A 21,011-nucleotide genomic window follows, 5' to 3' on the forward strand; every position below is an offset into this window, starting at 1 on the left:
CCAAGTGTACGCTTGGAGCGCCCATGGAAACGCGGAATTTGATCGACGGTCAGTGGAGGGAGTCCGTTTCGGGGCGGCGCTTCGAGGTCCGCAACCCCGCCACCGACGAGGTCATCGCCGCGGTGCCGATGTGTGGCGCGGCCGAGGCGCGGGCGGCGCTGGATTCCGCCTTTGCGTTCCAGCCCGAGTGGGAGGCCGAAGCGCCGGATCATCGCGCCGGCATCCTGGAGAGGACCGCGGCGCTGATGGCTGCCAAGCTGGATTCACTGGCCAACATCATCACTCTGGAATGCGGCAAGCCGCTGGCCGAGGCCCGCCTTGAAGTGCAGTACGCCGCGGATTATTTCTCCAGCGCCGCCCACGAAATCCGCATGCTCCGCGATGTCGAAGCGCCCCTGAAGCGGCCCGGCGTTCGCGGGGTCGTGCGGATGAGGGGCATCGGAGTCTGCGCTGCGATCACCCCCTGGAACTTTCCGCTGGCGATGCTGGCGCGCAAGGCGGCCCCCGCCCTGGCGGCCGGCTGCGTCCAACTGGCCAAACCCGCCGAGGAAACTCCGCTCTCCTCCTTTGCCCTGGCTGAGATTCTGCTTGAGAGCGAGCTGCCGCCGCGCTGCCTGCACGTGCTCACCGGCGAGCCGCGCGAGATCGCCGCGGCCTGGCTCGAGGATGGCCGTGTCCGCAAGCTCAGTTTCACCGGCAGCACCGAAACCGGGAGGATTCTTCTTGAGCAATCCGCCAAGCAACTGGTCCGCTGCTCGATGGAGCTCGGTGGTCACGCGGCCTTCCTGGTGCTCGAGGACGCCGATCTGGACTTGGCCGTGCAGGGCGCCGTGCAAGCCAAGTTCCGCAACGCGGGCCAGACCTGCATCTGTCCGAACCGTTTCCTGGTGCATCACTCCATCGCCGGCGAGTTCGGCCGGCGCGTCGCGCTCGCCGCAGCAAGCCTGAAGGTCGCCCCGGGCATGGAGGAGGGTTCACAGATCGGACCGCTCATCAACGAAGCGGCCGTGGCCAAGGTCCGCTCCCATGTGGCGGACGCGATGGCTCGCGGCGGCAAGATCCTGTGCGGCGGAAAGACCGCGAAACTTCCCGACCGCCCCGATCGCTTTTTCCAGCCCACGGTGATCGCCGAATGCAATCCGGACATGCTCTGCTACCGCGAGGAGACCTTCGGCCCCGTGGTACCAATCATGGGCGTCGGTTCACCGAATGAGGCGATCGAGGTCGCGAATTCCAGCCCCTGGGGTCTTGCGGGCTATGTCTTCGGCGCTTCCGACACCGCGCGCCACGTCGCTGAGCAATTGCAGTGCGGCGTGATCGGCGTCAACGAAGCGGCACCCAGCAACGCCCGCGCTCCCTTCGGCGGTGTGAAGTGGAGCGGATTCGGCCGCGAAGGCGGCGTCTGGGGCCTGATGGAATATGTCGCCACGCAATATCTGGCGATTCGATCGCGGGAATAGGCGGCTCCGTCGAGAACCGCCTATTCCCCGCGTGCGCGTCAATCGTCGTCGTCGCTCTCGGCTTCATCCTTCAGCTTCACGGGAGTGCCGGCGGGATTGGCCAGGCGCTTGGCCATGACCGTCTTGCGGATCTCGTCCAGAAGCGTCAGGTTCTCCCGCAGGAAGAGCTTGGCGCCTTCGCGGCCCTGGCCCAAACGGGTCGGTCCGTAGCTGAACCACGAGCCGCTCTTCTCCACCACGCCCTCGTTCACCGCCATGTCCAGCACGTCGCCCGAGGTCGAGATGCCCTCGTCGAACATGATGTCAAACTCCGCCTCGCGGAATGGCGGGGCCATCTTGTTCTTGACCACCTTGGTCTTCACCCGGTTGCCGACGATGCGATCGCCTTCCTTGATCTGGCCGATCCGGCGAATGTCGATGCGGACCGAGGCGTAGAACTTGAGCGCGCGGCCGCCGGTCGTCGTCTCGGGACTGCCGAACATGACGCCGATTTTTTCGCGGAGCTGGTTGATGAACACCACGACGCAATCGCTCTTGGATATGGCGCCGGTCAGCTTGCGAAGAGCCTGGCTCATCAGGCGGGCCTGGAGCCCCATGTGGCTGTCGCCCATTTCGCCTTCAATCTCGGCCCGCGGAATCAGCGCCGCGACCGAGTCGATCACCACCATGTTGACGGCGTTGGAGCGGACCAGCATTTCGCAGATTTCCAGCGCCTGCTCGCCCGTGTCCGGTTGCGAAACGAGAATTTCATCCAGATTCACGCCGATGCGCTTCGCCCATGAGGGATCCAGCGCATGCTCGGCGTCGATGAACGCGGCCACGCCCCCTTCGCGCTGCGTGTTGGCGATGGCTGTGAGCGCCAGCGTGGTCTTTCCGCTGGACTCCGGCCCGAAGATCTCGACCACGCGTCCGCGCGGCAGTCCGCGTCCGCCCAGGGCGAGATCCAGGCTCAGCGCGCCGGTGGAGATGCCCTGGATCGGCGCAGGAAGATTGCCGTCGAGGCGCATGATGCTTCCCTTGCCATAGGCCTTCTCGATCTGGCCCATCGCCTGATCGATGGCTTTAAATCGGGCCTTCTGATCGCTGGATTCCTTGGCGCTCTCCTTGGCCGTGGAAGCCTTGTCGGACTTGGGTTCGGACTTCGACTCGATGACTTGCTTGGACATGCCTGGCCTTTCCGTTGCGCTGGCTCCGCCAATCGCTGCGGCGGGTTTCGCTGCTTGACGATTTGTAGCGGACTCGGGGCTCGACGCCACGGCCGCGCCTGGATTTCCTGACGAGATTCTCGAATTCCCCGTACCGGCGGCCGTGGCCGCGCGCGGATCCGACTTCGCGTCCTTGCCCGATCCGTTCATGACTCCGCCCTTTGCATCCGCTGCGACTGTGTTTGCTGAAACCATTGTGTCACCTTCCTTGGTCATTGTTTCTTTTTGAGAAACGAGTTTGAAACCGCCTGAACATTGATTTTCCCTCGCATCTGACCTGCTCCAATGCAGAATCATCTGTTCGGTATCTGATAGGTACCTGAATCCAATCGGCTCGTCAACCCTTTGTTCGGTAATTTTTAGGGTTGAATTCTTGCGTGAAATCTACCCCCCATTCAGTCGATTTCGAAAATGGCGGCCCTTTTTCCCTTAAGTCACAAAATTCGGCGTGGGCGGGCGGTAATCGGTCAGGTCGATGGTCTTGAACCACTCGATGGTGCGACGCAATCCATCATCCAGGGAAACCTTGGGCTCCCAACCGAGCGCCTTTTTTGCCAGCGAAATGTCCGGCTGCCGACGCGATGGATCGTCCGCGGGAAGCGGCCGGCCGGTGACGATCTTGGATTTCGTTCCCGTGATGGCGACGATTTTTTCCGCCAGCTGCTTCACCGTGAACTCGTTGGCGTTGCCCAGGTTCACCGGACCCGTGCATGCATCCGGCGCGTCCATCAGCTTCATCAGGCCCTCCACCAAGTCGTCGACATAGCAGAAGCTGCGGCTCTGGCTGCCATCACCGAAGAGTGTGATGTCCTGCCCCGCCACCGCCTGACGGATGAAGTTGCTCACCACGCGGCCGTCGAAGGGATGGATGCGCGGCCCGTAGGTGTTGAAGATGCGCGCCACGCGGATGGGCACCTTGTTGATCCGGTGGTAGTCGAAGAAGAGCGTCTCGGCGGCGCGCTTGCCCTCGTCGTAGCAGGCGCGCGGCCCGATCGGATTGACGTGTCCCCAATAGGTCTCCACCTGCGGATGGACCTTGGGATCGCCGTAGACCTCGCTGGTGCTCGCCTGCAGCACGCGTGCCCGCACGCGCCGGGCGAGGCCGAGCACATTCAGCGCCCCCATCACGCTGGTCTTGAGCGTCTTGATGGGGTTGTACTGGTAGTGGCCGGGCGCCGCGGGACAGGCCAGGTTGTAGATCTGATCCACCTCAAACTGGACGGGATTGGTCACGTCGGCGCGGACCAGCTCGAAATTGGTCTTGCCGATCAGGTGCTCGACGTTGCCCCGGTGACTGGTGAAGAAGTTGTCCAGGCAGATGACCTCGTGGCCCGCCTTGACCAGGCGGTCGCACAGGTGCGAACCGAGAAATCCCGCGCCACCTGTGACCAGAATTCGTTTTCGCATGGAGTAAATGTAGCGAAACCCCTCCAAAACTGCTCGACGGAACGGATCCGGGCGGGGAGGATGCCCTCGTGGAACGGCTCTCCTCCAGCTCAACGCTCGAAGCGGCTCAGTCGAGTCCGCGCGTGGCCCTTGGAGCGATGACCGGCACGAGCCTCGACGCGCTCGACCTGGCGCTGGTGGAGATCAAGGACCGCGGACTCTGCTCGCACGCCTCGCTGCTGCACCACCAGACCTTCGACCTGGGCCCGCTGCGACCGCGGCTGCGCGCCGCCTCGCTGGGCAAGTCGTTTTCAGCGGGCGACTTCCTGCGACTGGCCCTGGACTTTGGAAATTTCCACGCCGCCTGCGCCACGGAGTTGCTCAAGAATTACAACCGCAGCGCCGGAACCACCGTCTCGGTCAAGGTGGCGGGCCTGCATGGGCAGACCATTTTCCACGCGCCGCCACTCTCGTGGCAGATCATCAATCCCTATCCGGTGGCGCGGGCTCTGGGCTGTCCGGTTGCCAGCGACCTGCGCGGCGCCGACCTGGCCGCGGGCGGACAGGGCGCGCCCATCACCCCTCTGGCCGACTGGATCCTGTTCCGTGGGCATCGCCCGCGGACCATCGTCAACCTGGGCGGTTTCTGCAACATCACCTGGCTGCCCTCGAGCGTGGACGACCCCGCCAAGATCAGCGGCTGCGACGTCTGCCCCTGCAATCACATCCTCGACCACGCCGCCAAGCTGGCTCTGGACATTGACTTCGATCCTGAAGGAAGCAACGCCGCCAAGGGCAGCGTCCACCCCGCGGCCGAGAGCGCCCTGACCCAGTCTCTGAAGAAATTGACGGCCCAGAACCGCTCCCTCGGCAGCGGCGACGAGGGCTTCGAATGGGTCAATCAATGGGCTTCTCAGCTGACCTCGTGCGACCTGCTGGCGACCGCGGTGAACGCCCTGGCGCGGGCGATCGCCACGTCGATCACCTCCAGCGCCACGCCGTCGCAGGAGGTGCTGCTGGCCGGAGGCGGGGCGCTCAATGCCACGCTGGCACAAAAAATCGCTGAGTTCGTCAACCAGCCGGTCTACAACACGCAGGTCGCCGCGGCGATCCATGTCTCCGCGCGGGAGTCGGTGGCGATGGCGGTGCTGGCCGCGCTGGCGTGGGACGGTTATCCAACCACGCTCTCCAGCGTCACACATCGCGGCGCATCCAATTGCCGCGACGGACTCTGGTGCCTGCCCAGAGACGAAACACAATCTTAACCAAATCAAAATCGGCACCAAGCCCAAGGAGTTCTAACTTCGAGCCATGGAACAGCATTCAGTCCTGATCGTCGAGGATGAGAAGGAAATCGCGGAGCTGATCGAGCTGCACCTCAAGCGCGCCGGGATCCGGACCGCCATCGCGCGCTCGGGCCGCGCCGCCCTGGAGTCGGTCAAGAAGTCCCCTCCCGACGCCCTCGTGCTCGACCTGATGCTTCCCGATGTGGACGGCCTGGAAGTCTGCCGGCGCCTTCGCCAGACGCACGACCAGCGCACGATGCCGATCATCATGGTGACGGCCAAGGGCGAGGAGAGCGAGATCGTCACGGGCATCGAGCTCGGCGCCGACGACTACATCACCAAGCCCTTCAGCCCCAAGGTGCTGGTGGCCCGCGTGCAGAGCGCGCTGCGACGCACGCGCATGTCCGCCCCGGTCGACACCGACCGCATGTCGCTGCTGGGCGGCGACCTGGTGATCGACTCCGGCCGCCACGTTGTGCTGCTGGGCGGCAAGACGGTGGACCTCACCCTGACCGAGTACGGCATCCTGCAGTTCCTGGCCAAGCGGCCTGGATTCGTCCGGACGCGCGATCAGATCATCGCCGCGGTGCACGGCCGGGACATCGTGCTCTCCAACCGCACCGTGGACGTCCACATCACCGCCCTGCGCCGCAAGATGGGCGCGGTGGGCGACCTGATCGAGACGGTCCGCGGTGTCGGGTATCGTTTCAGCGAGAGCCGCGAAGCTCTCGCTGAATGAAACCCATCGCCTCCTCCGCACTCGGCTGGTTCGCAACGGCGCTGATCGCGATCGGCGCCTGGGCCGCCTTCGCGCCGGAGACCGCCGCGGTGATCGCCATCGCCGCCGTGCTGCTGGCCGGAATCCAGCAGATGCGCCTTGCCGCCGACGTGGAGCGGCTCAACGACGCCCTGCGCCGCGCCCGCACCGGCGCCGCCGCAACCAGCTTTCCGATCTTTCGCCGGCCGCTTCTTTCGCAGCTCTCGCAGCAATGCGCCTCGGTCTCCGAGCAGCACGACCGCGCCCGGCGCGACCTGGAGAGCGAGCGTCTGCAGCGCCAGCTCTTCGAGCAGTCGATGCGCGACGGTCTGGTGGTGCTGGACGCCCAGCAGCGCGTCCTCTCCGCCAACGCCGCGGCGGCGCGCCTGCTGGGCTTCGACGCCGCCACCGCGCCGGGACGCCTCTTCCAGGAACTCGGCCGCATTCCCGAGGTCAACGCCATGCTCGAGGCCAGCTACCGCGACGGCGAGCGGCGGCATGGCCTGATGGAGCCCTCCACGTCGCCGGGCTCGATCGTGGATGCCGCCGTCGAGACGCTGCGCGACGAGTGGCAACAACCGGTCGGCGCGCTGCTGCTGGTGGCGGACGTCACCTCGGAGCAGCGCCTGGAGCGGATGCGCAGCGATTTTGCGGCCAATGTGAGCCACGAGCTGCGCACGCCGATCACCAACATCAAGGGCTACATCGAGACGATCCAGCAGATCGGATTCGCCGACGAGGGGCAGGTGCACCGCTTCCTGGAGATCGTCGAGCGCAACGCCTCGCGGCTGGCGGCGCTGGTGGAGGATCTGCTCTCCATCTCGTTCCTGGAGTCCCCCAACACCCGGGAGCGCATCACCATGGCGAGCACCCCGGTGAACCAGCTCATCGACTGGGTCGACGCCGAGCTCGGCCTGGCCGCCGAGGCCCGCGGCGTCACGCTCAAGCGCGACCTCCAACCCGGCCTGCGCCTGCACGCCAACGCGCTGCTGATCGAACAGGCGATCGGCAACCTGGTCAGCAACGCCATCCGCTACGCGCCGCGCGGATCGGCAATCGAGATCACCGCCCGCGCGAGCGACGAGGAGGGCGGAGGCATGGCGCGGATCACCGTTGTGGACCAGGGCCCGGGCATTCACGAGAAGCACCTGCCGAGATTGTTCGAGCGCTTCTACCGCGTGGACACGGCGCGGAGCCGCGACGAGGGAGGCACCGGCCTGGGACTGGCGATCGTGAAGCACATCGCCATGGTGCATGGCGGCGAAGTCTCCGTGGAAAGCGCGATCGGCCGCGGCAGCCGCTTCTGCCTCGCCATTCCAGTCGCGAAAACGTGAGTCCCCATGAAATCAGACAAATTGCCCAATTCCAACGACCTTCTTAACCAAACCTGAACGAAGTCCGGCGACTCTACTCCCGCGTCGAAGATCCAACACCCCACCTGCCCCAAGGATTACCCATGAGACTCCCAGCTTCGCTCGCCCTCTCCTTCCTGGCCCTTCCCCTGGCGCTGGCCGCCGCGCTGCAAACCGCGGATGCGGACCTCTCCAAGCTGACCGGCTCGATCAAGGTGGACGGCTCCTCGACCGTTTATCCGATCACCGAGGCGGTGGCCGAGGATTTCCAGGCAAGGGCCCCTAAGTCGCGGCCCACCGTGGGCATCAGCGGCACCGGCGGCGGCTTCAAGCGATTCTGCGCGGGCGAGACCGACATCTCCAATGCGAGCCGGCCGATCACCCAATCGGAAGTGGAGATGGCCAAGAACAACAAGATCGACTTCATCGAGATCCCGGTCGCCTTCGACGGCCTTTCGATCGTGGTCAATCCCGCCAACACCTGGGTCACGGAGCTCAAGGTCGACCAGATCAAGAAGATCTTCACTGCCGACAATCCCGCCAAGAAATGGTCCGACCTGAATCCCGCCTGGCCCGCCGAGACGATCAAGGTGTTCAGTCCCGGCACCGACAGCGGAACCTTCGACTATTTCAAGGAGGCGACGGTCGGCAAGGAGGGCAAGATCCGCTCCGATCTCTCGGTGAGCGAGGATGACAACGTGCTGGTGACCGGCGTCGCCGGCGACAAGAACGCGATCGGCTACTTCGGCTTCGCCTACTACAGCGAGAACCAGAGCAAGCTCAAGCTGGTGCCCGTCGACGGCGGCAAGGGAGCGGTCACGCCCAATGCCAAGACCATCGAGGATGGAACCTACACCCCGTTCAGCCGCCCGCTCTTCATCTATGTCAACGCAAAATCCGCCCAGCGGCCGGAGATCGCGGCCTTCGTCGACTTCTATGTCGCCAACACCGCCAAGCTTTCCAAGCAGGTCGGCTACACGCCGCTGCCAACGGCCATCACCGACCGCGCCGCGGCGAACTGGAAGGCGCGCAAGCCGGGAACCCAGTACCTCGACGCGGGCGGCAACAAGGTGCAGGGACCGATCTTGAGCGTCTACAAATAATCCGCCGATCTTGATGAACGCACTCTCCGCCCAAGCCGCCTCCTCCGCGGCCGCCCTCGCGCGGCGCGGCACGCCGCGCTCCACGCTGGTGCGCAACCTCTGGGAGAGGGCGATTCGCGGAGTGCTGGGGGTGACCGCGATCATCAGCGTTGCGATCACGGTGGGCATCATCGCCATCCTGCTGCGCGAGACCGTCGCCTTCATCCAGCTGCCCGAGATCGAGCTGACGGATTTCCTCTTCGGGACGACCTGGAGTCCGCTGCTGGGCGCCGAGAAGCATTTCGGCATCTGGCCGCTGATCTGCGGCACCTTCCTGGTCGCCGCGGTCGCCGCCGTCACCGCCATTCCGCTGGGCTTGATCACCGCGATCTACATGAGCGAGTACGCCACGCCGCGAAGTCGCGCCATCCTGAAGCCCGTCATCGAGATCCTGGCCGGCGTGCCCACCGTGGTCTACGGCTTTTTCGCGCTGCTGGTGATCACGCCGGCGCTGCAGAGCGCCTGCAATTTTCTTTTTGGCACGCAGGTCTTCTCCGGCTACAACGCCGGCGCTGCGGGCATCGCGGTGGGCATCATGATCCTGCCCATCGTGGCCTCGATGAGTGAGGACGCCATGCAGTCGGTGCCGCGTTCGCTGCGCGAGGGGGCCTATGCCCTGGGCAGCACCAAGTTCGACGTGAGCATGAAGGTGGTGACGCCGGCGGCGCTGAGCGGCATCATGGCCAGCTGCTTCCTGGCGATCACGCGTGCCATCGGCGAGACCATGGTGGTGGCGCTGGCCGCGGGCGGGCTGGCCCACATGACGCTCAACCCCGCGGACCAGGTGCAGACCATGACGGCATACATGGTGCAGATCTTTTTGGGCGACGCTCCGGCCTTCGGCGTGGAAAACCTCTCCAGCTACGCAGTGGCGATGGTGCTGTTTACGCTCACGCTCGTGCTGTCCATCGCGGGCAACCTGCTGCTGAAGCGCTTCCGCGAGGCCTACGAATGAACGCCGCGGCACCGCACACTTCGCTCCGCGCCCGGCGCGTCTTCAAGAATCGCGCGTTTCTGGCGCTCTGCCTGGCCAGCACCACGCTGGCCATTGTGATCCTGGCCATCCTGATCCTCTCGATCGTGATGCAGGGGTCGCACTTTCTTTTCAACAGCGAGGCCGCGGGCGCCGTCTTCGGCCACGGCGACCTCACGCAACTCACCCGCATCGTGCGCTGGGAATTTCTCACCAACTTCGCCAGCCGCCGGCCGGAGAACGCCGGCATCTATGCGGCGATCATCGGCACGGTGTGGGTCTGCGGCATCTGCGCGGCGCTCACCCTGCCGCTGGGCATCGGCACGGCGATCTATCTGGAGGAGTTCGCACCCAAGAACCGCTGGACCGCGCTGATCGACTTCAACATCCGCAACCTCGCGGGCGTGCCGAGCATCGTCTACGGCATTCTGGGTCTGACCGCCTTCACGCGCATGTTCGGCCTCTTCGGCAGCGACCGCAACGCCGCATGGAGCTTCGGCCCAGCCGACGCGTGGTGGCATTTCCAATTGCCCTTCGGCCAGGGGCTGCTCGCGGGCGGATTGACGCTGATGCTGGTGGTGCTGCCGATCGTGATCATCTCCAGCCGCGAGGCGCTGCGCGCCGTGCCCTCGAGCCTGCGGCAGGCGAGCCTGGCCATCGGCGCCACGCCCTGGCAGACGGTTTCGCGCATCACCTTGCCCGCGGCATTGCCCAGCATTCTGACCGGCGCCATCCTGGCCATGAGCCGCGCCGTCGGCGAGGCCGCCCCGCTGCTGGTGCTGGGCATCCCGGTGTTCATCGCCAGCACACCGGATAACCTCACCGATAGTTTCACCGTGCTTCCCTTTCAAATCTTCAACTGGGCGGGTCGGCCGCAGGAGGCCTTCCACCAGCTCGCCGCTTCCGCGATCGTGATCCTGCTCCTCGTGCTGATCTGCTTCAATGGCATCGCGGTCTATCTTCGACAGAAGCTCCGCAAGCCGCTCGCCTGAACATGCCGCTGCAAGACTTCAAACCCATGCCCGACCGAACCGCACCCATTCTTGCCAAACCCGCCGCGATCTCCGCGCCCGGAACGCCCGGCGCCGAGCAGGTCACGGTGCGGGCAAAGGATTTCAACGCTTGGTACGGCACATTCCAAGCGCTGCACAAGATCACGCTGGACATTCCCTCGCAGCGGGTGACTTCGTTGATCGGTCCCTCCGGCTGCGGCAAGAGCACTTTCCTGCGCTGGATCAACCGCATGAACGACCTGGTGCCCAGCGCTCGCGCCGAAGGCGTGCTGCTGCTGGATCACGACGACGTGTTGGACACGGCCTTCGATGTGGTCGAGCTGCGCCGCCGCGTGGGCATGGTCTTCCAGAAGCCCAATCCATTTCCCAAGAGCATCTACGAGAACATCGCCTTCGGGCCGCGCTTGCACAAGCGCTTCCACCGCAGCGAGCTGGACGCGCTGGTCGAGGCCAGCCTTCGCGCCGCGGCGATCTGGGACGAGGTCAAGGATCGCCTGCATCAAAGCGCGTTGGGACTCTCGGGCGGCCAGCAGCAGCGGCTCTGCATCGCCCGCGCCATCGCGGTCGGTCCCGAAGTGCTTTTGATGGACGAGCCCTGCTCGGCGCTGGATCCGCGCAGCACCGCCAGCGTGGAGGCCCTGATCCGCGAGCTGCGCCAGACCTTCACCATCGTGGTGGTGACGCACAACATGCAGCAGGCCGCCCGCGTGAGCGACCTCACCGCCTTCTTCTTCGAGGGCAAGCTGGTCGAGGCGGGCCCGACCGACGGCATCTTCACCAATCCCAGGAACAAGCAGACGGAGGATTACGTGACCGGCCGCTTTGGCTGAGCCGGCGCACTCCACGATTCAGAGGAACCCACAATGGCAGTCGATCTTCGAAATGAAATGGTGGATTTGCGGCGCAACCTGCTGGCCATGGGGGCCATGGTGGAGCAGCGCGTCACGCGCGTGATCGAGGTGATGATCGACGGCGACTTGCAGCTGGCCGAGGTGGTCCGCGCCGGCGACGCCGAGGTGGACCAGATGGAGCTGGAACTGGAGGCGACCTGCATGCGGCTGCTGGCCCTGGCCCAGCCGGTCGCGGGTGATTTGCGGCTGATTCTCGCGGTCATCCGCATCAGCAACGAGCTGGAGCGCATCGCGGATCTCGCCCGCGGCATCGCCAAGAAACTCATCAAGCTCGGGGCCACCGACGGACCCGCACTGCCGCCGGCCATGATCGACCTGGCCTTCGCCAGCCGCACGATGCTCAGCGATGTGCTGGCCGCCATGGCCAACGAGGACGCCTCGCTCTGCCGGCAGGTGCGCCGCGCCGACCAGCGCGTGGACGACTTGCACAAGGAAGTGCTGCTCTGGGCAAGGCAGGAAATTCCTCGCGATGTCGCCACCTCGGGACAGACCATCGAGATGCTCACCATCGCTCAGCGCTTCGAGCGCATCGCCGACATGACCACCAACATCGCCGAGGATGTGATCTTCCTGGTCGAGGGGCGGATCGTGCGGCACACGCCGGATGAATAGGCTGAGTGTCCGTTGTTATTTCGGACTTTCTGAAATCACTTTTTTCGCCAAATCTCAGATTTTCCCCCTGTGAAGCATGGATCTGGGTCCATAATGGGGTGATGACCCTTGCCCCGCAATTTGTGCTTGCCTCGATCGCATCGTTGCTGCTTGCCGCGGACAACGCGCCGCGGCAATTCGGGCACGCGCGGACATCGGCGTCGGACATTGCGACTTCCAAAATTGGCGATGCCTCGCCGGTGTGGGTCTTCTTCCGCGAGGCGCGAACCGCGCCCTGCGACGCCTGCGACACTGCGATCACCGACCTGGCCATCGAGCGCCGTGCCCACCGACGGACGCTGCCGGGACTGGTCGATGTCCGCGATGTGCCGGTGCCAACGGAATTCACCGACGCGGTCGCCGCCACCGGCGCCACCATCCGCGTCACCAGCCGCTGGCTCAACGCCGTCAGCGCCATGGCCACGCCCGCCCAGGTCGCGGCGCTCAAGCAACTTCCCGGCGTACTCCGCGTCGAGGGCGTCCGCCGTGGTCGCTCAATCGGACAGGATGAATGCGATTCGCTCACGGCGGCGCCGGAATTCCAGAGGTTCGGCAGCGACTTCTATGGCAACGCCGCCACGCAGACGGACCAGATCGACCTGCGGAATCTGCACAACGCCGGCTACCGCGGCGCGGGCATCGTGATCGGCGTGCTGGACTGCGGATTCAACCGCGTCCACGAGGCTTTCCACAGCGCCGAGCATCCGCTGCAGGTGATTGCCGAATGGGATTTCGTGAAGAACGACGGCAACACCGGCATCGAAGCCGGCGACTACTCCGAGCAGCACAAGCACGGCACCTGGATCCTGGGAACGATGGCGGCCTACATGCCCAATCAACTCGTGGGCACCGCCTACGAGGCGAAGTTCGTGCTGGCCAAGACCGAGAAGGTGGACACTGAGACCTCCATCGAGGAGGACTGGTACGTCGGGGGGCTGGAGTTCGTCGAGGCTCACGGCGCCGATCTGGCGACCAGCTCGCTGGGCTACATCGATTGGTATTCACAGGACGACATGGACGGACACACTGCGGTCACCACGATCGCGGTGAATCAAGCCACCGCCAACGGGCTGATCTGCCTGACCGCCGCGGGCAATGAGGGCCACGATGCCGATCCCGCGACCAACACGCTGATCGCGCCGGCCGACGCGCTGCAGGTGATCTCCTGCGGCGCGGTGTATGACACCGGTGCGATCGCGGAATTTTCCTCCAGCGGCCCCACCTTCGACGGCCGCGTGAAGCCGGAGATCCTGGCGATGGGAGTGCAGACGGCGACGATCAACAGCACCGCCGCGACGGGCTTCAGCGCGGTCAGCGGCACCAGCCTGAGCACGCCGGTCCTGGCCGGCGCGGTGGCCTGCATGCTGCAGGCGCGGCCCGATTTCACGGTGGACTCCATCCGCCAGGCGCTCTTCGCGACCGCCACGCAGTCGGATGAGTTCGGCCTGCATCCCGATCCGCTCTTTGTAACTGGCTACGGCATCGCTCAGGCGTACAAGGCCTCGCAATATGCGCCGCCCTGCCCGAGCGACCTGGACGGCTCCGGCGAAGTCGATGGCGGCGACATTGGTTTGGTGCTGCTTGATTTCGGGCCTTGCCCCGGCTGCTCCACGGATCTCGACGGCTCGGGCGAGGTCGATGGCGGCGACATTGGCTTGGTGCTGCTCAGCTTCGGCCCTTGCAACAGTTGATGCGATTGTTCGTGAGCGGCGAGAAAAGTGCTATCACCAAGCGAGTTTAGCGCAGGGCGAGTCTGCGAGCCCGGAGCGTTGTCTGAGCGACTGATAGCACTTTTCTTGCCGCTCACCTACCGAAACTCTTTATTATGTGCTTGAATCAAGGCAAATTGCGAGTATCTTGCGGGCATGATTCAACTCTCGCTTCTCAAGCGGCGCATGTTCCCGCTCGTTGCCATCGTCTCGCTGGCCACTTCGTCGGCGGCCTTCGCCCATGACGAGGAGAAGGAAATTCACATCGGCCGCAACTCGGCGGGCCAGCTGGTCGCCGAAGTCGCCTTCCATCAGCCCGGACACATCGAAGTCTCGGTCTTCCCAGGCTATGACGGCTACGCGACCGGGCTGATCGGAATCCACTCCGCGGAGCTTGACGAGCCCGACGAGGACTTCTACACGATGAGCGAGACCTGCGACATCCAGGCGATCTTCGTGAGCGCAGATTACGGCCTGAAGGTCTACAACGGCCCGAATCCCATGTCTTTCGGCGACATCATGCCGCTGGGCACTCCCTTCTTCGACTACCACCCGGTGTTTCACATCTTTGACGGCCAGGTGGGCGAAAGCTTCGAGCTGCAGATGTACCTGCACGATGTCAGCGGCCAGTTCTCAGACAGCGAGATCTTCACGGTCAGCTTTGCGCCGGAGCCGGAGTTTGGCGACATCAACGAGGACGGATCCGTCGACGGCGGCGATCTTGGCTTGGTGCTGCTTGACTTCGGCCCATGCGACCACTGCGAAACCGATCTCGACGAGTCGGGCGAAGTCGACGGCGGCGATGTCGGCCTGCTGCTGCTGAGCTACTCCTGACCCGCTTGTCGAGATTCTTGATTGCCGGCGAATGCGCTGTAGCGCACGAGTTGGCCGCAAGCGGGATTTTCTACAGCAAGGTTCCCCGCAGGATCAAGGCCGCGACGCTGAAGTAGATCACCAGTCCCGTGACATCGACCAGCGTCGCCACGAAAGGCGCCGAGCTTGTCGCCGGATCCAGCTTCACAGCCCTGAGCATGAAAGGCAGCATGCTTCCAACGATCGTGCCGAAGGTCATGACTCCGATCAGGCTCAGCCAGACCGTCACGCCGATCAGCAGATAGTGCGGGCCGTAGTCGAACCAGCCGATGTGCTGCCAGAGATAGACGCGGAGGAAACCGATGAATCCCAGCCACGTGCCCAGCAGCAAGCCCGAGGCGAGCTCGCGTCGGGCCACGTGCCACCAGTCGGAAAGCTTGAGTTCGGTCAGGGCCAGTGCGCGGATGATCAGCGTGGTCGCCTGCGAGCCGGAGTTGCCGCCGCTGGAAATGATGAGCGGAATGAACAGCGCAAGCACCACCGCCTTCTCGATCTCGATCTGGAAGTGCGCCATGGCCGAGGCCGTGAGCATCTCTCCCAGAAAAAGAACGGAGAGCCAGCCGCCGCGCTTCTTCAGCAGGGTCAGGAAGGGCGTCTGGGTGTAGGGCGTATCGATCGCCTCCATGCCGCCGAGCTTCTGCATGTCCTCGGTGGCCTCCTTGCGGGCGACATCGAGCACGTCGTCCACCGTGATGATGCCCAGCATCTTTCCGTCGGCGTCGACCACGGGCAGCGCGGTGCGATCGTAGTGCTCGAAGGACTTGACGACCTCGGATTCGGTCGCCCGCACCGGGATCGTCACCACCGGGGAATCCTGCAGCGAGCCGACGACCGTTCCGGGCTCGGCGCGGATCACGGTGGCGAGGCGGAGATCCTCGATCAGCTTGCCGCTGGAGTCCACGACGTAAACGATGTTGAGCGTCTCGGTGGTCTTGGGCGAGCGGCGGATGTGCTCCAAGGCCTGCTCCACGGTCATCTCGGAGCGCAGGGCGACGTAGTTGGGCGTCATCAAGTGGCCGGCGGTTCCCGGCGGATAGTTGAGCAGCGCGCGGGTGGCGGCGAGTTCCTTGGGCGGCAGAACATCCAGCAGGCGACGCGTGACTTCCGCGGGCAATTCGTCGAGCAGGCGAACGCGATCGTCGGGCGTCATGGCGGCGAAGATGTCTCGGGTCTGATCCGTCGTGAGCGACTGGATCAGCTCCTCCTGCTTTTCCACCGGCAGATAGGAGAAGACCGAGGCGGAGCGGTCCCGTGGAAGCAGCCGGAAGATGACGCCCTCGTCCTCGGCCGGCAGGTCGATCGCCAGCTCAGCCAAGTCCTGGTCGGTGAGACCGACGATGGCCTTGCGCAACTCGTCCCAATTCTTTTCCTGGATGAGCTCTTCCAAATCAAGTTGTAGAAGATGGCCGAGCATGCGGAGTCTCCGGGGCGACGATTTCCAAGACCGCGGACAGTGTAAGCATTTGCTCCGTGAGCGAGGTGCTATCAGTCGCTCACTTCGTCAACACTTTCTCGAAGTAAATGAGCGGAGCCTTGCGATAGGTGACGCGGCCGACTTCGCGGAGGCCGCACTTGGCGTAGAACTCGCCGGCTCCGGCGTCGGCGTCGAAGGCATCCAGGCGGATCGCGTCGGCCGGCCAGGATCGGGCTTGTTTCACGGCTTCTTCGAGAAGCTGGCGCCCGATGCCTTTGCGCTGCATCGTGGGGAACACCGCCATGCTGGTCAGGTAAAGCGGCTTCTTCACCGGCGCGAAATAGGAGACGTCGATCGCCCAGGGCTTCTTGGTGTGCAGGTCGAGCGTGCCGACGATGCGCCTGCCTTTGCGGGCGACGACCACGCGCAGGTTCTTGGCGCTGAACCACTGGCCTTTGAGGGAGGACGCCGAGGTCCAAGGTCCCTTGCCGAATGTGCGAAAGAGCTCTTCAGCGGCCGCACGGTGCAGAGCGGCCAGTTCAGGTCCATCTGCTTCCGCAGCCAGTGAGAAGGAAAGTTTCATTTCAGTTCAGCAACGGTGATCAAATCCACCACGGCTTGCCGGCCTTCTCGTGGATGATGCAATCGTGCAGGAAATCCGCGGCTTTCACAAACCCCTCCTCGATGCTCATGAGCGCATCTTCGTGCTCGATGGAGAGCACGTGGTCGTAGCCCTGACGCCGCAGCATGGCGACGAAGGGTTTCCAGAACTCGTGCCCGTTCCCCGACCCGCAGGTGCAAAAGCTCCACGACCGCTCGTGCAGATTGTCGTACGGCCGCGCGTCCAGATACCCGTTGCGAGACCCCTCATGTGAATCCAGCCGCGTGTCCTTGGCGTGCACATGGAAGAGCAGTCCCGCCTCGCCAAGGTCCTGCGCCGCCAGCACTGGATCGATCCCCTGCCAGAAAAGATGCGAGGGATCGAGATTGACTCCCAGCCTCGGCTTGCCGCGCACTTTCGAAGCCTTCATCGCCGCCTGCGAAAGACGGATCATGGTGTCGCTGTTGTAGACGCAGAATCCCGGATGGGGCTCGATGGCAGTGCGCACGTCGAACTTGGCGCAGTACTTCATGGCCTTCGCCCAATAGGGCACGAGCACCTTGTTCCATTGATAGTCGAGCACCTTCAGGAACTCGCCGGGCCACGGACAAGTCACCCAGTTGGGCATCGTGTCGCGGGCGCTGCCGCCAGGGCAGCCGCTGAAGGTGATGACGATGTCGGTGCCAAGCTTCGGCGCCAACTGCACCGCGGTTTCCCACGCGGCGTGATGGTCGCGGGCGATTTTCTTGTCGGGGTGCACCGGATTGCCATGCACCGCCAGCGCGCTGAGCGTGAGCCCGTAATCCCGCAGCGTGCTCTTGATGCGATCCTGTTCCTTGGCGCTTGAGAGCACCTTCTTCGGGTCGAAAAATCCCTTGCCGGGATAGGCGCCAGCCGGCAATTCGATGGCCTCAAGCCCATGCTCGGCGAGGAATTGGCAGACTTCATCCAGGGGCCGACCGGAAAACAACGCGCTCATGACGCCAAGTTTCATAGGGGATTCTCCTGTGGAAACGCTACCCGAAATCTTGCGACGTTGACTCATGATCCTGCCGCGGCGGCGCTCTGGGGAGCCGCAGTTGGCACGCGTGGCGATTCATGTCAGAATGCTCGACGACCCATGTTTTTGAGCCTCTTCCTATGTTTGCTCGCTCCGCCGGCAGAGCCCGCGACCACGCCGCCGGCCCCGCCTGCAGCGACTTCGCCCGCGAACCCTCCCACGGCAACACCTCCAACTGCGCCTGCAACAGCGCCCTCGACCAAGCCTCCCTCCAACGCCGATTCTTCGATACCCGAGGCGCCGCCGGTCGCCGCGCCCGCACCGCGTCAGGTGCGCGTGCTCATCGACCGCTTCAAGGAAAGCGGTGGCACGATCGTGCGCGAAGACGATTCGGTGCTGGTGATTCGCACGCCCGAGGGCCTGGAAAAATCATTCGACAAGTCGCTGCTGCTGGGCGTCTTCCCTCTGCTGGACGCCCCCGAAGGCACGCCGGTCATCGTGCAGTTCCGCGACGGCCGGCGCGTGGAAGCCGAGCTGATCCGCGACGAGCTGAACTCGGCCCGCGTCCGCATCGCCAACATCGAGGTCACGCTGCCGCGCGACAACTTCTGGGCCCTTGAGCTGGCCCCCTCCTTCGAGGATTCGCTCGCCGCGCTGCGGGCGGGCATTGCGCCGACCGCCTGGCCGCAGCGCGTGCAGCTGGCCAAGTGGATGCTCGAGCAGAACCAGCCGCTGGCCGCCAAGGAAGAGCTCACGGAAATTCTGCGCTCCTACGACTCGCAGGAGGCCCATGACCTGATGACCCGCGCCGACGCGCTGATCCGCATCCAGGCCTCGGGCAATTCCACCAGCTCCAAGAACAAGAAGCCCCGCACCGGATCCTCCAAGCCCACCATGGATCAGCCCGGCCTGCCGACGCAGCGACTCAGCCCCGACGACGTGAACATCCTCAAGGTTTTCGAGGTCAACTTCGAGCGGCCGCCGCGCATGGAGGCAAGCCCCGATCTCGCCCGCAAGATCATCGCCCGCTACGCCACCAGCGACCTGCTGCCCGCCGATCCCGACGCCCGCAAGGCCATGGACACCTGGAGCCCGGAGCAGCTGCTCAAGCTGCTCTTCGCGCTCAAGGCGCGCGAGCTCTACCAGGACATCACCGTCACCGGCGAGCCCATCGCGCTGGAACTCTTTCATCGCCGCGTGCACGACACCTGGCTGATCCCCAACTGCTCCACCAGCCGCTGTCACGGCGGCCTGAACGGCGGTGGCTTCTTCATGTTCTCCACCGACTACCGCAACGAGCGCACCCGCTACACCAACCTGCTCATCCTGCTGCGCTCGCCGCCGCTGGAGGGCAAGCCGCCCCTGATTGACTTTGCCCACCCTGACCAGTCGCTGCTGATCCAATACGCGCGGCCGAGGATCGACGCCAAGTTCCCCCATCCGGACGTCCCCGGCTGGAAGCCCGCCCTGATTCCCGGCCGCGAATCCCTGCTCAACGACGCCCTGCTGTGGATCCGCGGCATGCACCAGCCGCGCGCCGAGTACCCCATCGATTACACCCCGCCCTCGCTGAAAAGTCCGCGGGCCCTGGAGCCCGGCAGCGGGCCCGATCGATAGCCATTTCCTCGTTAGAATCCCCCGATGCGCTCCCCGACTCAACTTGCGGCAGTTTCGCTCGTCCTCTTCTGCGGCTGCCTCAGCGGCTGCATGGACGAGGCGGCGCTGGCGCAGCGCGAGGCCGCCAAGAAACTCAAGGACACCGTGACCGCGAGCCAGAAGGCGATGGCGGAAGTTTCCGCGATCGATCCTGCGGGCAACCGGGCCAGCGCCGAGAAGCTGCGCAGCATCGCGGCCAGCGCCACGCCGACCGCGGGCTCCATGGCCAGCCAGAAGGCGGCCATGGCAATGATCGGTTCGCAGTTGCTGGTGCAGGCGGCGCGATTGGACGCGGCGGCGATCGAGCAGATCGAGAAGGCCCAGCGCACCGACGCCGATGACACGATCTTTCTTGCCAGCCTGAGCCACCAGTTCCAGATGCTTTCCAAGAGTTCCGTGGTGGAGGTGCCGCCGGAGGCCCGCGCGATGCTGGAGCAGGACCGCCAAGCCGGCGAGATGGCGGTGACCGCGATCTCGGCCCAGTCCGACAAGCTCAAGAGCGTCGTCGACAGCGCCAACAGCACGATCGCCGCCCACGAAAAGAACGCGCTGGAGCTGGAGAAGAAGGCGGGCGAGCTGAAGCAGCAGGCTGCGGCCGCCGGTCCGATCGGCGGATTCCAATTGACCGTCCAGTCGCAGAAATCGCTGGCCGATTCGCGCAAATACCGCAGCCAGGCGGCGACCCTGGATCTGGACACTCAGCAGACGGCATTGGAGCAGCGACTCGCCTCGAAGACCGGCGCGGCCTTCCAGGAAAGTCTGGACCGCAACAAGTCGGGTCTCGAGGCCATCGAAAAGATCGAGTCGGTGCGCGAGGCCTCGGTGAAGGATCTGGCCAAGATCGCCGGGCAATACCGCGAGGCGGCGCTTGCCTCTGCGAAATCGACGCGCGACGCATCGGCCAAGGCCGGGGAGCTCTACAACGGCGCGATCGAAAGCCTGGAGAAGGCCGTGAGCCTGGCTCAGCAGGCCTCCAGCGGCGGCAGCGAGATGGCCAAGAGCGCCAAGTCCTCGCTGGTCGCGGCGCAATTGTCGCTGGCCGCGATGGCGGAGCGGCGCGCGGGCGCGTCCTCGATGGAAATCGCCGCCTACAACGCGGCCGCCAAGGTCGATCCCGATGGCTCGTGGACCAAAGACGCCGCGGCAGCGCAGACCACGCGCAGCGCCGCGATTGCCAAGGCAGCCGAGGCCCTTGAGGCCGCTCTGGCCGGGCTTCCCGAGGGCAGCGCCGAGGACAACGCGGGAAAGTTCCGCAAGGGCATCGAGCAGGCGAAGGCAAATCTGACCGGAGGCAAGGCGCCGGTCAAGACTCCCGAGAAAACTGATGACAAGGGCGAGGCGCCCAAGGATGCGCCCGCGGGCGATGCACCGGCCGCCGATCCAGCTGCAGAGAAACCCGCTGATCCGGCGAGCCCACCGGCGACTGATCCCGCGACGGCACCTGCGACGGATCCGGCGACACCACCTGCGGAACCTGCCACGGACCCCGCAGTACCGCCTGCCGATCCATCAACGACGCCGCCAACCGATCCCGCCCCACCCGCGGATCCCGCGACCACGCCGCCGGCCGATCCACCGGCGACTCCATCATTGTCTTGAATTCCCGCTCGTGCGGACTGGCT

General features: G+C 64.9%; 18 protein-coding genes. 13 read left to right on the plus strand and 5 right to left on the minus strand.

From position 1 onward, the window contains the following. The first annotated feature begins 23 nt into the window (after positions 1 to 23). The gene (locus K8R92_09495) at positions 24 to 1,460 is read left to right on the plus strand and encodes an NAD-dependent succinate-semialdehyde dehydrogenase (GenBank protein MCE9620129.1); all 1,437 of its coding nucleotides are present in this window, start codon (positions 24 to 26) and stop codon (positions 1,458 to 1,460) included. A 38-nt stretch (positions 1,461 to 1,498) separates the two neighbouring features. Here the strand turns inward: K8R92_09495 and recA are convergent, their stop codons facing one another. Next, positions 1,499 to 2,626, minus strand: a complete 1,128-nt coding sequence (gene recA / locus K8R92_09500) for a recombinase RecA (GenBank protein ID MCE9620130.1) — start codon at positions 2,624 to 2,626, stop codon at positions 1,499 to 1,501. A 468-nt stretch (positions 2,627 to 3,094) separates the two neighbouring features. Continuing rightward, on the minus strand, positions 3,095 to 4,072 hold the full coding sequence (locus tag K8R92_09505) for an SDR family oxidoreductase (protein MCE9620131.1): 978 nt from the start codon (positions 4,070 to 4,072) through the stop codon (positions 3,095 to 3,097). Between the two features lie 68 nt (positions 4,073 to 4,140). Here K8R92_09505 and K8R92_09510 point away from each other — a divergent pair, with 68 nt between their 5' ends. The 10 genes from K8R92_09510 (at position 4,141) to K8R92_09555 (ending at position 14,679) form a co-directional block, all read left to right on the plus strand. Next, complete coding sequence (locus K8R92_09510) at positions 4,141 to 5,316, plus strand: anhydro-N-acetylmuramic acid kinase (GenBank protein ID MCE9620132.1); 1,176 nt, start codon at positions 4,141 to 4,143, stop codon at positions 5,314 to 5,316. A gap of 46 nt (positions 5,317 to 5,362) precedes the next feature. Next, the gene (locus tag K8R92_09515; GenBank protein MCE9620133.1) at positions 5,363 to 6,076 is read left to right on the plus strand and encodes a response regulator transcription factor; all 714 of its coding nucleotides are present in this window, start codon (positions 5,363 to 5,365) and stop codon (positions 6,074 to 6,076) included. Beyond that, complete coding sequence (locus tag K8R92_09520) at positions 6,073 to 7,428, plus strand: PAS domain S-box protein (protein ID MCE9620134.1); 1,356 nt, start codon at positions 6,073 to 6,075, stop codon at positions 7,426 to 7,428. Before K8R92_09515 ends, K8R92_09520 begins: the two co-directional genes overlap by 4 nt. Before the next feature lie 122 nt (positions 7,429 to 7,550). Further along, on the plus strand, positions 7,551 to 8,549 hold the full coding sequence (locus K8R92_09525) for a PstS family phosphate ABC transporter substrate-binding protein (GenBank protein ID MCE9620135.1): 999 nt from the start codon (positions 7,551 to 7,553) through the stop codon (positions 8,547 to 8,549). Between the two features lie 13 nt (positions 8,550 to 8,562). Continuing rightward, on the plus strand, positions 8,563 to 9,543 hold the full coding sequence (gene pstC, locus K8R92_09530) for a phosphate ABC transporter permease subunit PstC (GenBank protein ID MCE9620136.1): 981 nt from the start codon (positions 8,563 to 8,565) through the stop codon (positions 9,541 to 9,543). Beyond that, entirely contained in the window at positions 9,540 to 10,553 is a 1,014-nt protein-coding gene (pstA, locus tag K8R92_09535; protein MCE9620137.1) for a phosphate ABC transporter permease PstA, read from the plus strand. Before pstC ends, pstA begins: the two co-directional genes overlap by 4 nt. Positions 10,554 to 10,579: 26 nt before the next feature. Further along, entirely contained in the window at positions 10,580 to 11,404 is an 825-nt protein-coding gene (gene pstB / locus K8R92_09540; GenBank protein ID MCE9620138.1) for a phosphate ABC transporter ATP-binding protein PstB, read from the plus strand. A gap of 33 nt (positions 11,405 to 11,437) precedes the next feature. Further along, positions 11,438 to 12,097 (plus strand): phosphate signaling complex protein PhoU, encoded by a 660-nt coding sequence (phoU, locus tag K8R92_09545; protein MCE9620139.1) that lies wholly within the window; start codon positions 11,438 to 11,440, stop codon positions 12,095 to 12,097. Positions 12,098 to 12,198: 101 nt separating this feature from the next. After that, on the plus strand, positions 12,199 to 13,827 hold the full coding sequence (locus K8R92_09550; GenBank protein MCE9620140.1) for a S8 family serine peptidase: 1,629 nt from the start codon (positions 12,199 to 12,201) through the stop codon (positions 13,825 to 13,827). Positions 13,828 to 14,001: 174 nt separating this feature from the next. Further along, positions 14,002 to 14,679: a hypothetical protein gene (locus K8R92_09555; GenBank protein ID MCE9620141.1), complete on the plus strand. Its 678-nt coding sequence runs from the start codon at positions 14,002 to 14,004 to the stop codon at positions 14,677 to 14,679. A gap of 70 nt (positions 14,680 to 14,749) precedes the next feature. On the opposite strand, the gene mgtE is transcribed toward K8R92_09555, so the two are convergent. The 3 genes from mgtE to K8R92_09570 all read right to left on the minus strand — a co-directional run bounded on the left by mgtE (position 14,750) and on the right by K8R92_09570 (position 17,727). Further along, the gene (gene mgtE, locus K8R92_09560; GenBank protein ID MCE9620142.1) at positions 14,750 to 16,132 is read right to left on the minus strand and encodes a magnesium transporter; all 1,383 of its coding nucleotides are present in this window, start codon (positions 16,130 to 16,132) and stop codon (positions 14,750 to 14,752) included. Positions 16,133 to 16,211: 79 nt separating this feature from the next. After that, complete coding sequence (locus K8R92_09565; GenBank protein ID MCE9620143.1) at positions 16,212 to 16,715, minus strand: GNAT family N-acetyltransferase; 504 nt, start codon at positions 16,713 to 16,715, stop codon at positions 16,212 to 16,214. Between the two features lie 19 nt (positions 16,716 to 16,734). Next, entirely contained in the window at positions 16,735 to 17,727 is a 993-nt protein-coding gene (locus K8R92_09570; protein MCE9620144.1) for a sugar phosphate isomerase/epimerase, read from the minus strand. 126 nt (positions 17,728 to 17,853) lie between these two features. Between K8R92_09570 and K8R92_09575 the strand changes: the two genes are divergently transcribed. Together K8R92_09575 and K8R92_09580 are read left to right on the plus strand one after the other, a co-directional pair. Further along, the gene (locus K8R92_09575) at positions 17,854 to 19,350 is read left to right on the plus strand and encodes a hypothetical protein (protein ID MCE9620145.1); all 1,497 of its coding nucleotides are present in this window, start codon (positions 17,854 to 17,856) and stop codon (positions 19,348 to 19,350) included. A 24-nt stretch (positions 19,351 to 19,374) separates the two neighbouring features. Beyond that, a complete protein-coding gene (locus tag K8R92_09580) occupies positions 19,375 to 20,988 on the plus strand; it encodes a hypothetical protein (GenBank protein ID MCE9620146.1) in 1,614 nt (537 codons plus the stop codon). Positions 20,989 to 21,011: the final 23 nt, after the last annotated feature.

It is taken from the genome of Planctomycetota bacterium (genome assembly GCA_021414025.1).
Taxonomy (GTDB): Bacteria; Planctomycetota; Phycisphaerae; order Phycisphaerales; family SM1A02; genus SYAC01.